Here is a 12,571-nt window from a genome sequence, read left to right as displayed (position 1 = left end):
AACCCTAGGGTACGCTCCCCCACATGGCCAACGACGCAGTTGCGGGTAATGCGCTCCGCGTCGCACCGGAACAGCCGGGAGCGACGGACGATCCGGTCCGCGGCGTACTGGCCGCTTACGCCCGTGACCTGGTCAACGGGGTCGACGAAACGTTGTCGGCGTTCCTCGCCCGCGAGGTCGACGCGCTGACCGAGATCGACGCAGCGATGGGCGGTTTCGCCGCGACGGCACGCGACTGCGTGCTGGCCGGCGGCAAGCGGGTGCGCCCGACCTTCGCCTACTGGGGCTGGCGGGGGGTGGTGGGCGGCGACGAGCCGCTGCCCTCGGTCCTGCCCGCGCTCGCCGCACTGGAACTCCTGCACACCTTCGCCCTGGTGCACGACGACGTGATGGACGCCTCCGACACCCGGCGCGGCCTGCCGACCGCCCACCGGGCCGCCGCCGAGCGGCACGTCACCGCCGGACACACCGGCGACCCGCACCGGTTCGGCGAGTCGGTCGCCGTCCTCATCGGCGACCTCTGCCTGGTCTGGGCCGACCGGCTGCTCGCCCACGCCGCCCTGCCGCCGTCCCGGCTGATGGAGGTGCGGCGCTGCTACGACCAGATGCGGGTCGAGACCATCGCCGGGCAGTACCTCGACGTGCTCGGCGAGAACGACGCGGCGAACTGGTCGGTGGACCGGGCGCTGCGGGTGGCCCGCTACAAGACGGCCAGCTACACGGTGCAGCGTCCGCTGCTCTTCGGTGCCTGCCTGGCCGGCACCGACGCCGACGCGCCGCTGATCGCCGCGTACACCCGGTACGGGCTGGCGGTCGGTGAGGCGTTCCAGCTCCGCGACGACCTGCTCGGCGTCTACGGCGACCCGGCCACCACCGGCAAGCCGGCCGGCGACGACCTGCGTACCGGCAAGCCGACCACGCTGCTGATGCTCGCCCGGCAGCTCGCCACCGGCGGCCAGCGGCGGGCGTTGGAGCGGGCCGGCAGCCCCACCGGCGTCCGGGAGCTGGCCCGGCTGGCCGACCTCGTCGCCGACACCGGGGCGGTCGCCCGGGTGGAACACATGATCTCCGACCGGGTCGCCGACGCGCTGGCCGCGCTGGAGACCGCGTCGATCGACGAGACCGCGCGCACCGCGCTGACCGGTCTCGCCACCGCCGCCACCACGCGGCGGGCTTGATGGGCAACTTCGTGAAGGAGGTGGTCGCGTGCGGACCGTGACGGGACGTACGGACCGGGTGGTGGTCGTGGGCGCGGGCCTGGGCGGGCTGGCGTGCGCGCTGCACCTGGCCGGCAGCGGCCGGCAGGTGACCGTGCTGGAACGCGAACCGGTGCCGGGCGGTCGGGCCGGCCGGCTCAGCGTCGACGGGTACGAGTTCGACACCGGCCCCACCGTGCTCACCATGCCCGACCTGATCGCCGAGGCGCTGGGTGCGGTCGGCGAGGAGTTGCACGACTGGCTCGACCTGACCCCGCTGGACCCCGCCTACCGGGCCTACTACCCGGACGGCTCCACGCTGGACGTGATCACCGACACCACCCGGATGGCGGCCGAGATCTCCCGGGTCTGCGGCCCGCGCGAGGCCGACGGCTACCTGCGGTTCGTCGACTACGCCCGCAACCTGTGGAACTGGGAGCGGGCCGACTTCATCGACCGCAACCTGGACGCCCCGACCGACCTGCTCACCGGCAACCTGCTGAAACTGCTGGCGAACGGGGCGTTCCGCCGCCTCCAAACCAAGATCAACCAGTTCTTCTCCGACCCGCGCACCCAGCGGATCTTCTCCTTCCAGGCGATGTACGCCGGGCTCGCGCCGCACGACGCGCTGGCCATCTACAGCGTCATCGCGTACCTCGACTCGGTGGCCGGGGTCTACTTCCCGCGCGGCGGCATCCACGCGGTCTCCAAGGGGATGGCCGGCGCGGCCGAGAAGCACGGCGTCCAGATCCGGTACGACACGACGGTCGCCCGGGTGGAGACCGCCAACGGCCGGGCCACCGGCGTGGTCACCGCCGACGGCGAGCTGATCCCGGCCGACGTGGTGGTACTCAACCCGGACCTGCCGGTCGCCTACCGCGACCTGCTGCCCGAGGGTCGGCAGCGGAAGCTGACCTACTCGCCGTCCTGCGTCGTCCTGCACGTCGGATCGACGCAGGGGTATGGGAAGATCGCTCATCACAACATCCACTTCGGACGGTCCTGGAAGGGCACCTTCGACGAGGTGATCGGGCGCGGTGAGCTGATGACCGACCCGTCGCTGCTGGTCACCAACCCGAGCCGGACCGACCCCTCGGTCGCCCCGGCCGGCCGGCACACCTACTACGTGCTGGCCCCGGTGCCCAACCTCGACCGGGCCCCGTTCGACTGGCGGGGTGACCTGAGCCGGCGCTACGCCGACCAGCTCGTCACCACCCTGGAGGAACGCGGGTACGTCGGGTTCGGCGCCGGCATCGAGGTGTTGCGTACGATCACCCCCGCCGAGTGGGAGGAGCAGGGAATGGCCGCCGGTACGCCGTTCGCCGCCGCGCACAGCCTCTTCCAGACCGGGCCGTTCCGCCCGTCCAACCTGCACCGCAGCCTGTCCAACGTCGTCTTCACCGGTTCCGGCACCCAGCCCGGCGTGGGCGTGCCGATGGTGCTGATCTCCGGCAAGCTGGCCGCCAACCGCATCACCGGCGCGGGTCGGTGACCGCGTGAAATCCCGGGAGGGCCACCTCGTCGAGCTGGTCGACGACACCGGCCAGGTGCTCGGCGAGGCCACCGTCGCCGCCGCCCACCAGGCACCCGGGCGGCTGCACCGGGCCTTCTCGGTGCTGCTCGTCGACCCGGACGGCCGGGTGCTCCTGCAGCAACGGGCCCGGGTCAAGACCCGGTTCCCGCTGCGCTGGGCCAACTCCTGCTGCGGGCACCCGCTGCCGGGCGAGTCCCTGGCCGAGGCGGCCAACCGCCGGCTCGCCGAGGAGCTGGGCACCGGACCGGTGTCGTTGACCGAGGTCGGCGTCTACCTCTACTACGCCGAGGACCCGGCCACCGGTCGGGTCGAGTTCGAGTACGACCACGTGCTGCGGGCCGACGTGCCGGCCGACCTCCCCCTCGGGCCCGACCCGGACGAGGTGGCCGAGCTGCGCTGGGCCGATCCGGCCCGGTTGATGGCCCAGATCGACGCCGACCCACGCACGTACTCCCCCTGGCTCGGCGGGGTGGTGAGCCGGCTGCTCCACCCGACCCCGACCGGTCCCGACGCCCCCACCGGCGATCCCCGTGCCGCCTCCACCACCCCGTCCGGCCACCGGGTGGACCACGCGTCGGAGCGGTCGGGTGGTCGATGAGCCGCTGAGCGCGGGGGCCGTGGCACGCCGGCTGGGTGTGGCGGTCACCACGCTGCGCACCTGGCACCAGCGCTACGGCCTCGGCCCCAGCCAGCACGTCCCGGGCCACCACCGGCGCTACACGGCTGCCGATCTGGCCCGCCTGGAGATCATGCGCAAGCTCACCGCCGAGGGGGTCACCCCGGCGGAGGCGGCCCGCTGGGCGAAGCAGAGCCCGGTCGTCCCCGGTGCCGGGGTCGCCTCCGGGCTGCGGGCGGGCGCCGGCCGTGACGGCGGCGGGCAGACCATCCCGGTCGGCCGGGCCGGTCCGGCGGCCCGGGGACTGGCCCGCGCCGCCATGCGGCTGGACTCGGCGGTGATCAGCGACACGATCTCGCACGCCCTGGCCACCGACGGGGTCGTCGCCACCTGGGAGGGGCTGCTCCGGCCGGTACTGGCCGGCATCGGGGAACGGCACGTCGCCACCGCCGGTCTGATCGACGTGGAACACCTGGTGTCCCGGTGCGTCTCCGAGGCGTTCGCGGCGGTCGCCCGGGCCGGCCGGCCCACCGGGCCGGCCCGCATCCTGCTCTCCTGCGCCGACGAGGAGCAGCACACCCTGCCGCTGGAGGCGCTGGCCGCGGCGCTCGCCGAGGCGGGGGTGAGCTACCGGATGCTCGGGGCCCGGGTGCCGGCGGCGGCGCTCGTCGAGGCGGTCAACCGGACCGGGCCGGCGGCCGTGGTGGTCTGGTCGCACACCCGGCCGACCGCCGACCCGACGCAGCTGTCCGCACTGCTCGCGGTGCCCCGCCGGCCGCTGCTGGTGCTCGCCGCCGGGCCGGGCTGGCGGGCCGACACGCTGCCCGCCGGGGTGGTCCGCCCGGTCGACCTGGCCGAGGCGGTCTCGCTCGCGCTGGCCGTACGGGACTCGCTGGACCAGTCGACGGGGGCCGACCGGACCTGACACATTTCGCTTTCGTGAACTACCGTCGGGGCCGTCCGCGTACCCCATCCCCCGGAGTGACGATGCGTTCACGCCCCGTCCTGGCGGTCGCCCTCGGCCTGCTCCTGCTGGTCGCCGGCTGCGGCGACCAGCACCGGAACGTCCGGCCGGCAGCGGCACCCGCCCCGAGCACCACCGCGCCGGAGCCGGCCCACACCCCGTCGCCGAGGCCGGCGCCCACCACCAAGTCGAAGCCCCAGCTCCGGCCGAAGCCCAAGACGCTCCCCGCCGGGCTGCGCAAGGCGACCGGGGTACGCGCGGTGGCGTTGACCTTCGACGACGGCCCCGACCCGACCTGGACGCCCCGGGTGCTCAACCAGCTCCGGGCGAACAAGGTCAAGGCGACGTTCTGCGTGGTCGGCACCCAGGTGCGCAAGCACCCGGAGCTGGTGGCCCGGATCGTCCGCGAGGGGCACCAGCTCTGCAACCACAGCTGGCACCACGACGTCGACCTGGGCCGCCGGCCGGTCGCCGACATCCGGGCCGACCTGGTGCGCACCAACCAGGCCATCACCAAGGCGGTCCCGGGCGCGAAGGTGCCGTTCTACCGGCAGCCCGGTGGCCGGTGGACGCCGGAGGTGGTGCAGGTCGCCAAGGAACTCGGCATGCGGTCGCTGCACTGGACCGTCGACCCCCAGGACTGGGCGAAGCCCACGTCCGGGGTGATCTCCGGACGGATCAAAAGTTCTTCCCGACCCGGTGCGGTGGTGCTGATGCACGACGGCGGAGGCGACCGGAGCCGCACCCTGGGTGCCGTTCCACAGGTCATCGGCGACCTCAAGCGCCGTTTCGGCATCGCTCCACCTCGCTGACCTGCTACTTTGCCGGGCCGCACCCCGGCGGGCATACCGGTTTGGTCGACCGCCGGGGCATGGCATATGCTTCTCATGCCTCCGGCGGGGCCGGATGGGAGCAAGTCCGCTTGAAGTTGCGAGTGTGCAATGATGGCGGGGCCGCCCTCATCGTCTAGCGGCCCAGGACGCCGCCCTTTCAAGGCGGTAGCACGGGTTCGAATCCCGTTGGGGGCACGATCCGGCCCAGCCGGAGGCAACAGAGCAAGGTCCTGTGGAGCAGTTGGAGTGCTCGCCGCCCTGTCAAGGCGGAGGTCGCGGGTTCAAGTCCCGTCAGGACCGCCAGCGCCGACGCCGCGTGCACCAATGCGCGGCGTTCTGCGTATCGGGACGCGGCACCCTGTCGGCGGAGACCCCGCCCTCCGGGTACCATGTCCCGAAGTACCAGGCCAGGTAGCTCAGTTGGTACGAGCGTCCGACTGAAAATCGGAAGGTCGGCGGTTCGACCCCGCCCCTGGCCACATAGCCTTTCGCCGGGCTACAGAGAGCGGTGACCTGCGGAAACGCGGTCACCGTTTTCGTGTATCCGGGCCCTGTCCGGCATCGACCACCGCCGTGCACCGCCCACCCCGGGACATCCAGGAGCCTCGCTGCCCACTGACCGGAAAGAGCCGGTACATGGCGCTGCGGAGCGCATCCCCAGCCGGTATGGTCCGGGCCTATGGGACGGGAGAAGCCAGATCCGGAGGGCGTCCATCAGGACGTCGACCGGTACTCGCTGCGCTGCACCCTCCTCGTCCCCGCCCCGGCGGAGCAGGCGTTCGCGGTCTTCACCGGTTCGCTGGCCGACTGGTGGGTCCGTGAGTACACCTGGTCCGGGCCGGCGGCGCTCGCCGAGCTGGGGATGGAACCCCGGGCCGGCGGCATGCTCTACGAGATCGGCCCGTACGGCTTCCGGGGCGACTGGGGGCGGGTGCTCACCTGGGACCCGCCGCGTCGGCTCGTGTTCACCTGGCAGCTCGGCCCCGACCGGGTGCCGGTGCCCGATCCGGCGCGGGCCAGCGAGGTGGAGGTGCTGTTCCTGCCGGACGAGTCCGGACGGACCCGCGTCGAGCTGGAGCACCGCCACTTCGACAGGCATGGTGAGGCCGCCGAGGGCTACCGGGCGGCGTTGACCGCCGGCTGGTACGAACTGCTCGGCCGCTACCAGGGCACCGTCAGCCGGACCGCCCCCGACCCGCTCTGAGGGGCGGGCGCACCACGAGGACCGGGCCGGTCAGCGGGGCAGACCGCCCAGCGGCGTCCGGCCGGTCGGGCGACCGACCGGATCGGGACCGCCGAGGTCGGCCCGGTGGCCGGCCGCCGCGCCCGCGCCGAAACCGGAGCCCGCGAGCCGGCGGGTCGGCGCGGTACGCAGCCGGGGGTAGACCTCGGCGACCCGGCGGGCCACCCGGTCCGAGCGGTCGGCCAGCACCAGCGCCACCGACGGGGTGCCGCGTTCCGCCGCCGCGCCCGCCTCGGCGGCCCGCAGCCGTTCGGCGACCACCCGGGCGAAGCCGGCAAGCCAGGAGCGGCGGAAGGCGGCCGGCTGCTCACCGGGCGGCACGGCGGTACCGGCGAGCCCGTGCGCGGCCTGCACGAGCAGCGAGGTGAACAGCAGGTCGACCCGTTCCAGGTCGCTGGCGAAGCCGAACAGGTGCAGCGCGAACCCGCTGCCGTCCGGCCGGCGTACGCAGCGGCAGCGCAGCGGGTCGGCCACCGCCGCGAGCAGCCCGGCCTTGTCCCGGGCGTACGGGGCGACGACGTCGACCACCCGGTCGCCGACCGGGTCGGTGGTGGGGTCGCGGGCGGCCAGCAGGGCCCGGTCGACGCCGTACCGGGCGATCAGCTCGGTGGCCTTGGCGGTGAACGCGGCCGACTCGGCGGGGGTGCAGGCCGGGTCCTCGGCCTGGGCCAGGAGCTTGCGCACCTTGCTGAGCATCGCCTCGGACATGCGTCACTGGTACCACAGCGGGTTCACGGTTCTGTCACAGCGGGATCAGAGATCGACAGATATCATCGCCACTCACCGCACCCTGTTCGCAACTCAGGGTCCGCCCCTCTTCCCCTGGAGGCACCACCATGGCATCCCGGACCGCCCGGCTGACCGCGCTCGCCGCCACCCTGCCCCTGCTCTGGTTCGGCACACCCGCCCAGGCCGCCCCGGAGACGAACCTCTCCGCGTCGGCCGCCACCTGCTACGGCGGGGCGGTCCGGTCGTACTTCCAGGTCGGCGGGTGGGGCGGGGACGCCGGGCCGTACAAGGCGAGCACCAGGTGCAAGGACGTCAACGTCAAGAACAGCAGCGAGTTCGGCACCGAGGCGTGCGTGGTCTTCATCGACAAGACCAACAAGTGCAACTACCTCACCTACCTGCCGGCGAAGTCGGACTGGATCACCGTCGCCACCAACGTGCGCGACGGCGCGAACTTCAAGGTCCGCTTCACCAACCTGCGCTACGAGTACGAGCCGCTGGTGGCGTACCACGCGTACTGATCCGCGCCGCCGGCCCTGCCGCCGACTGGCGGTGGGGCCGGGCGGGTCAGCCGGCCCGGCTGCGCAGCGTCGCCACCGCCGAACCGGCGAGGGTGAGCAGGCAGTCCGGCAGTTGCCCGTCGGCGACCGCCGCCCCGAACAGCGCCTCGCCGGTGTCGGCGTCGTGGTTGGCGTACGCGCTGACGAACCGGGCCACCCAGCGGGTGTCGTACCCCGCCTCGTCGATGCCGGGGAAGTCCAACGCGCACGCGCCGGGCGGCGGCGGGTCGCCGACCATCGTCGCGGCCAGGGTCCAGGCGACCGTGTACGCCCCGGCGAGCCCCGACCGGTCCACCACCGCGTCGAATGTGCCGACCACGGCGGCGCCGTCCCCGGTCAGCGCCGAATGGAGTACGGCGGTAGCGTCAGCGAGCGTCTGATCCGGTACGTCGGTCACCAGCGGCACAGTAGGACGCCAGGTCAAGCGCTCGGGCACCGGAAACGGTGACCACCTGCCGGGACAACGTGACGCAGCGTGCGCTGCACTGTCGGGCCGACGACGAGGGCCGCCTCCCTGGTCCCACGGCCCCCGCCGGCACGCTATGGTGCGCACCGGACCTGCGCCGGAGGAAGGACCACCATGCTCGTAACCCGCGGCCCGCGCGCGGCCATCCTGGCGGCCTGTGCGTCGTTGCTGCTCGCCGTCAGCGCGTGCGGGACGACCGACAAGCCCGAGGAGGCGGCCACCCCGCAGGTGCGTCTGTACGGCACCGACGGCAACATGCAGAACTCCTTCGCCGCCGAGCTGAAGGACCGGGCCGACCTCGTCGACGGCATGAAGGGCACCACCCCGCTCACGCCGCTCAGCGACGACTTCAAGCAGCGGCTGCGCACCGTCGACGCGAAGCTGACCGACTACCTCTACGCGGCGGAGTCGTACGACGCGGTGATGATCAGCGCGCTGGCCGCCCAGCTCGCCGGCAGCACCGATCCGGCCGACATCGCCAAGCAGATCGTCGGGGTGACCACCAACGGCCAGCGCTGCACGGACGCGGCGAGCTGCCTGGCGCTGGCCCGGGACGGTCAGGACATCGAGTACCGCGGCCCGTCGCTGAACCGGGCCGGGTTCACCGATCTCGGTGAGCCGGCCACCGCCAGCTACGCGACCCTGCACTTCGACAACCAGAAGATCAACGACGCGAAGACCGAGTTCGTCGGCGCGGGGGACGAGTCCGGGGTGAGCACCAAGGCCGCGCCGAAGCCGAAGAAGCAGCGGGGCGGGCGCAACGACCGCAGCGACGGCTCCCCGCTGATCCTCGGTGGCCTGCTGCCCAAGACCGGCGACCTGGCCCTGGCCTATCCGCCGCTGGCCGCCGGCGTGGCACTGGCGATCAAGGAGATCAACGCCGCGGGCGGGGTGCTCGGCGACCCGGTGACCTGGTTCGACGGTGACGACGGCACCAACCCGGCCGTCGCCAAGGCCACCGTGGCCTCGCACGTCAGGAACAAGGTCCAGGTCATCATCGGGGCCGCCGCGTCCGGGATCTCCGCCGCCGTGCTGCCGGACGTGGTGGCGGCCGGCAAGATCCTGTTCTCGCCGTCCAACACCGACGCGGGGTTGAGCCAGGCCGACGACAAGGGCCTCTACTTCCGGACCGCCCCGCCGGACAGCCTCCAGGGTCGGGCGCTGGCCGACGTGATCCTCCGGGACGGCCCGCACAAGATCGTGGTGGTGGCCCGCAAGGACTCCTACGGCGAGGGCCTCCAGGAGACCGTCCGCGCCGAGCTGGAGCGGGCCGGCTTCGGCACCGACCGGGTGAAGCTGCTCACCTACGAGCCGCCGGCCGACGCCAAGGCCCCGCCCGTCGACTTCGGCAGCCTGGCCGGCGAGATCAAGAACTACCAGCCGGAGGCGGTGCTGGTCATCGGCTTCGGTGAGTCCGCCGGACTGATCAAGGCACTGGCCGACGCGGGCGTACCGATCCGGCACTGACGCGACGTCGGCGGGGGCGGCACCGGTCGAGGTGCCGCCCCCGCCGACGTTCAGCGGGGCCGGCGACGTTCCAGGAAGTCGGTCATCCGGCGGTGCTTCTCCTCGTCCTCGAAGAGCACCGCCTGGCTGACCAGATCGAGCTGCGGGTGGGCACCGGGCGGGGCGTCCACCGCGAGCTTGGTCAGCCGCAACGCCAGGGCGGAACCCTTCGCCATCTCGTCGAGCAGCCCGTGCGCGGTGGGCAGCAGCTCCGCCGGCTCCGCCACCACCCGGTTGACCAGGCCGATCCGCAGCGCCTCGTCGGCGTCGACCCGGCGGCCGGTGAAGAGCAGTTCCTTGGCCCGGCCCTCGCCCACCAGGGCCGGCAACCGGTGGGTCGCCCCCGCGCCGGCCAGGATGCCCAACCGCACCTCCGGTTGACCGAAGACCGCCCGTGCCGTGCACACCCGCAGGTCGCAGGCGTACGCCAGCTCCGCACCGCCGCCCAGTGCGGGGCCGTCCACCGCCGCCACGCTCGGCATCGGCAGCGCCCGCAGGCGGGCGAAGGCCGCCGAGTTGATCGCGGCGAGCGCGTCCAGCCGGCCCCGCTCACGCAGCTGACCGATGTCGGCCCCGCCGGCGAAGAGCCCGTCCGTTCCGCCGGTGAGCAGCAGCAGCCGGGGCCGGGCCTCCAGCGCGGCGCAGACGTCGTGCAGCGCGCCGATCAGGTCGGCGTCGATGGCGTTACGTTTCTCCGGCCGGTCCAGCGTCACCACCACCCGGTCGGGCAGCTCCTCCACCCGTAGCCCGCTCACTGCCGGCGACCGTCCTTCCACACGTAGAAGCCCTGGCCGGACTTCTTGCCGAGCTTCCCGGCGGCGACCATCTCGACCAGCAGCGGCGGCGGGGCGAACCGGTCACCGTAGGCGGCCTGGAGGGTACGGGCGATGTCCAGCCGCACGTCCAGCCCGACGAGGTCGGTCAGCTCCAACGGGCCGACCGGGTGCCGGTAGCCGAGCACCATCGCCTTGTCCACGTCGGCCGGTGCGGCCACCCCGTCGGCGACCATCCGGATCGCCTCCAGGCCGAGGGTCACCCCGAGCCGGGAGGTGGCGAAGCCGGGCAGGTCGCGTACGACGACGGGGTCCTTGCCCAACCGGTCGGCGAGCGCCACGGCCGCCACGGTGGTCTCCGGCGCGGTGGCCGCGCCGACCACCACCTCCAGCAGGGTCATCGCCCAGACCGGGTTGAAGAAGTGCAGCCCGAGGAAGGACTCCGGCCGGGCCAGCCCCTCGGCCAGCTCGCCGATGGGGATGCTGGAGGTGTTGCTGCCCAGCAGGGCCGGGTGCAGCCGTTCGGCCTCGGCGAGCACCGACCGCTTCAGGTCGGGTCGCTCGGGCACCGCCTCGACGATCACCTCCGGTGCCGGGGCGACCTCGGCGAGCGCCCCCCGCAGGGTGATCCGGTCCCGCTGCGCGGCGGCGGCCTCGGCGTCGAGCTTCCCCCGCTGCACCGCCCGCGCGCACAGCTCGTCGAGGCGGTCGGCTGCGGCCCCGGCCCGCGCCCGGTCCACCTCGACCAGTTCGACCGTGTAGCCCGCGCCGGCCGCCACGTAGGCGATGCCGAGCCCCATCGTGCCGGCCCCGACGACGACAAGACGACTCATGGACGCTCCCTCACTGCGCACGGCGGCGTACGGGGTCTCCGGCACGCCCTGCCGCTCGCTCCGCTGGCTCATGGGTGCGACCCTATGCAGCACCGTTCCCGGCGGCATGCGTGGGGGACCGCCGCACCGGGTACTGACGGGCCAACGCCAAGGGAAGGAACCAGTCGACATGAGCCAGGCACCGGAGACCGTGGACAGCGGCACCACCGACGGCACGGCGGTCGTGGAGACGCGCGGCGACGAGCGCATCGACCTGCTCCGCGCCGACACCAACAACGACGGCAAGACCGACGTGTGGGTGGTGGACACCGACGGCGACGGCCGGGCGGACCTGTTCCAGTTCGACACCGACGGTGACGGCAAGGTCGACATCACCATGGTCGACATCGACGAGGACGGCACCCCGGACGAGGTGGTCGACGGCGACGGCGGCCTCCCCCCGGAGCCGCTTCCCCCGACCGTCCAGGTCTGACGCGGGCGCGGGGGGCCCGTCCGGGCCCCCCGCTCACCGCCCGGTCAACCGCAGGGTGGCCAGGTAGTACGGGGCGTCGCGGTCGTCCACGTCGGCCAGCCGCCACGGGGTGCCCCGGACCAGTTCGGCCAGTTCCTCGGCGGAGCAGACCAGGTAGTCGAACCACTGCGTGCCGAGTTCGCGGTAGCGCAGCCGCAGCCGCAGTTGCCCGCCCAGCCGCCCCCGCCGCCGGTTGCGCTCGTGGTAGCCGGTGTGCACCGGGTCGGTGGTGCCGTACGGGTCGGTGCCGTGCGCGATGATCTGCGCACCGGGCCGGGCCAGGGCGGCCAGCGCGGCGAGGAACGCCGGTGCCCGCTCCCGCCCCTCGAACAGCCCCAGGTTGTTGCCGAGCAGCAGGAACGTGTCGTAACGCCGGCCGTCGGCGACGTGCTCGTCGACGGTGCCGAGGACGAGGTCCCGCACGCCCCGGTGCCGGCTGACCCGCAGCGCCCCGGGCGAGGTGTCCAGCCCGGTGACGGGGATGCCGCGCTCCTGGAGCACCAGCGCGATCCGCCCGCCCCCGACGCCGACGTCCAGGGTGGCGCCCCGGGTCCGCTCCACGGCCCGGTGGTCGTACGGCTGCCAGTGTTCCGGCCCGTCCAGGTAGTGCGCGGCGGGCGCCCCGTTGACCAGTCCGTCGTCCCGTTCGATGATCTCGATGACCGGTCGGGGCAGCCGCCCGCCGACCAGCGGCCGGGGGCCGACCCCGGTGTGCACCGCGTACGCGTCACGCAGCAGTTCGCCGAACACGTCGCCGAGTCGAGGTTCTCCGGTCACGACCTGCACGGTATCCGGGTCCGTCCGCCG

14 protein-coding genes and 3 tRNA genes are annotated in these 12,571 nt (G+C 73.4%); 12 read left to right on the top strand and 5 right to left on the bottom strand.

Annotated elements, in window-relative coordinates:
* Positions 1–23: 23 nt before the first annotated feature.
* From ACN261_RS10280 to ACN261_RS10240, 9 genes are all read left to right on the top strand, one after another.
* Positions 24–1,178 (top strand): polyprenyl synthetase family protein, encoded by a 1,155-nt coding sequence (locus tag ACN261_RS10280; RefSeq protein ID WP_421484993.1) that lies wholly within the window; start codon positions 24–26, stop codon positions 1,176–1,178.
* A gap of 28 nt (positions 1,179–1,206) precedes the next feature.
* Positions 1,207–2,688, top strand: coding sequence for a phytoene desaturase family protein (gene crtI, locus ACN261_RS10275; protein ID WP_421484992.1), 1,482 nt, complete (start codon positions 1,207–1,209; stop codon positions 2,686–2,688).
* 4 nt (positions 2,689–2,692) lie between these two features.
* The gene (gene idi, locus ACN261_RS10270) at positions 2,693–3,328 is read left to right on the top strand and encodes an isopentenyl-diphosphate Delta-isomerase (RefSeq protein ID WP_425849693.1); all 636 of its coding nucleotides are present in this window, start codon (positions 2,693–2,695) and stop codon (positions 3,326–3,328) included.
* Complete coding sequence (locus ACN261_RS10265) at positions 3,318–4,271, top strand: MerR family transcriptional regulator (protein WP_421484990.1); 954 nt, start codon at positions 3,318–3,320, stop codon at positions 4,269–4,271. Before idi ends, ACN261_RS10265 begins: the two co-directional genes overlap by 11 nt.
* A gap of 62 nt (positions 4,272–4,333) precedes the next feature.
* Positions 4,334–5,122, top strand: a complete 789-nt coding sequence (locus tag ACN261_RS10260) for a polysaccharide deacetylase family protein (RefSeq protein ID WP_425849690.1) — start codon at positions 4,334–4,336, stop codon at positions 5,120–5,122.
* A 143-nt stretch (positions 5,123–5,265) separates the two neighbouring features.
* Positions 5,266–5,338, top strand: a tRNA-Glu gene (locus ACN261_RS10255).
* A gap of 31 nt (positions 5,339–5,369) precedes the next feature.
* Positions 5,370–5,446, top strand: a tRNA-Asp gene (locus ACN261_RS10250).
* A 102-nt stretch (positions 5,447–5,548) separates the two neighbouring features.
* A tRNA-Phe gene (locus ACN261_RS10245) sits at positions 5,549–5,622 on the top strand.
* A gap of 200 nt (positions 5,623–5,822) precedes the next feature.
* Entirely contained in the window at positions 5,823–6,347 is a 525-nt protein-coding gene (locus ACN261_RS10240) for an SRPBCC family protein (protein WP_425849687.1), read from the top strand.
* 30 nt (positions 6,348–6,377) lie between these two features.
* Here ACN261_RS10240 and ACN261_RS10235 read toward each other — a convergent pair whose 3' ends face one another.
* The gene (locus tag ACN261_RS10235) at positions 6,378–7,094 is read right to left on the bottom strand and encodes a DUF2786 domain-containing protein (protein ID WP_425849685.1); all 717 of its coding nucleotides are present in this window, start codon (positions 7,092–7,094) and stop codon (positions 6,378–6,380) included.
* 128 nt (positions 7,095–7,222) lie between these two features.
* Here ACN261_RS10235 and ACN261_RS10230 point away from each other — a divergent pair, with 128 nt between their 5' ends.
* Positions 7,223–7,636 carry a hypothetical protein gene (locus tag ACN261_RS10230; RefSeq protein WP_421484986.1) on the top strand — a complete coding sequence of 138 codons (414 nt, stop codon included), beginning with the start codon at positions 7,223–7,225 and terminating at the stop codon, positions 7,634–7,636.
* A 46-nt stretch (positions 7,637–7,682) separates the two neighbouring features.
* Here ACN261_RS10230 and ACN261_RS10225 read toward each other — a convergent pair whose 3' ends face one another.
* Positions 7,683–8,072 (bottom strand): hypothetical protein, encoded by a 390-nt coding sequence (locus tag ACN261_RS10225; protein WP_204928428.1) that lies wholly within the window; start codon positions 8,070–8,072, stop codon positions 7,683–7,685.
* 183 nt (positions 8,073–8,255) lie between these two features.
* Between ACN261_RS10225 and ACN261_RS10220 the strand changes: the two genes are divergently transcribed.
* Entirely contained in the window at positions 8,256–9,608 is a 1,353-nt protein-coding gene (locus ACN261_RS10220; RefSeq protein ID WP_421484985.1) for an ABC transporter substrate-binding protein, read from the top strand.
* Between the two features lie 50 nt (positions 9,609–9,658).
* On the opposite strand, the gene ACN261_RS10215 is transcribed toward ACN261_RS10220, so the two are convergent.
* Both ACN261_RS10215 and ACN261_RS10210 read right to left on the bottom strand, forming a co-directional pair.
* Positions 9,659–10,402, bottom strand: a complete 744-nt coding sequence (locus ACN261_RS10215; protein ID WP_421484984.1) for an enoyl-CoA hydratase/isomerase family protein — start codon at positions 10,400–10,402, stop codon at positions 9,659–9,661.
* The gene (locus tag ACN261_RS10210; protein ID WP_425853583.1) at positions 10,399–11,253 is read right to left on the bottom strand and encodes a 3-hydroxyacyl-CoA dehydrogenase family protein; all 855 of its coding nucleotides are present in this window, start codon (positions 11,251–11,253) and stop codon (positions 10,399–10,401) included. Before ACN261_RS10210 ends, ACN261_RS10215 begins: the two co-directional genes overlap by 4 nt.
* A 169-nt stretch (positions 11,254–11,422) precedes the next feature.
* Between ACN261_RS10210 and ACN261_RS10205 the strand changes: the two genes are divergently transcribed.
* A complete protein-coding gene (locus tag ACN261_RS10205) occupies positions 11,423–11,725 on the top strand; it encodes a hypothetical protein (protein WP_357925163.1) in 303 nt (100 codons plus the stop codon).
* Between the two features lie 33 nt (positions 11,726–11,758).
* Here the strand turns inward: ACN261_RS10205 and ACN261_RS10200 are convergent, their stop codons facing one another.
* Positions 11,759–12,541: a class I SAM-dependent methyltransferase gene (locus ACN261_RS10200; RefSeq protein ID WP_425849682.1), complete on the bottom strand. Its 783-nt coding sequence runs from the start codon at positions 12,539–12,541 to the stop codon at positions 11,759–11,761.
* Positions 12,542–12,571 lie beyond the last annotated feature (30 nt).

The sequence above is a fragment of the Micromonospora sp. WMMD723 genome (assembly GCF_049863385.1).
In the GTDB taxonomy this organism is placed as follows: Bacteria; Actinomycetota; Actinomycetes; order Mycobacteriales; family Micromonosporaceae; genus Micromonospora; species Micromonospora wenchangensis.
Note: the sequence above shows the minus strand (reverse complement) of the source record. Positions and strands in the feature narration are given on the sequence as shown.

Coding starts and splice junctions, on each gene's coding strand:
- ACN261_RS10235 (WP_425849685.1), bottom strand. CDS start 7,094: ATGTCCGAGGCGATGCTCAGCAAGGTGCGCAAGCTCCTGGCCCAGGCC.
- ACN261_RS10220 (WP_421484985.1), top strand. CDS start 8,256: ATGCTCGTAACCCGCGGCCCGCGCGCGGCCATCCTGGCGGCCTGTGCG.
- ACN261_RS10280 (WP_421484993.1), top strand. CDS start 24: ATGGCCAACGACGCAGTTGCGGGTAATGCGCTCCGCGTCGCACCGGAA.
- ACN261_RS10260 (WP_425849690.1), top strand. CDS start 4,334: ATGCGTTCACGCCCCGTCCTGGCGGTCGCCCTCGGCCTGCTCCTGCTG.
- ACN261_RS10240 (WP_425849687.1), top strand. CDS start 5,823: ATGGGACGGGAGAAGCCAGATCCGGAGGGCGTCCATCAGGACGTCGAC.
- ACN261_RS10230 (WP_421484986.1), top strand. CDS start 7,223: ATGGCATCCCGGACCGCCCGGCTGACCGCGCTCGCCGCCACCCTGCCC.
- ACN261_RS10205 (WP_357925163.1), top strand. CDS start 11,423: ATGAGCCAGGCACCGGAGACCGTGGACAGCGGCACCACCGACGGCACG.
- ACN261_RS10210 (WP_425853583.1), bottom strand. CDS start 11,253: ATGAGTCGTCTTGTCGTCGTCGGGGCCGGCACGATGGGGCTCGGCATC.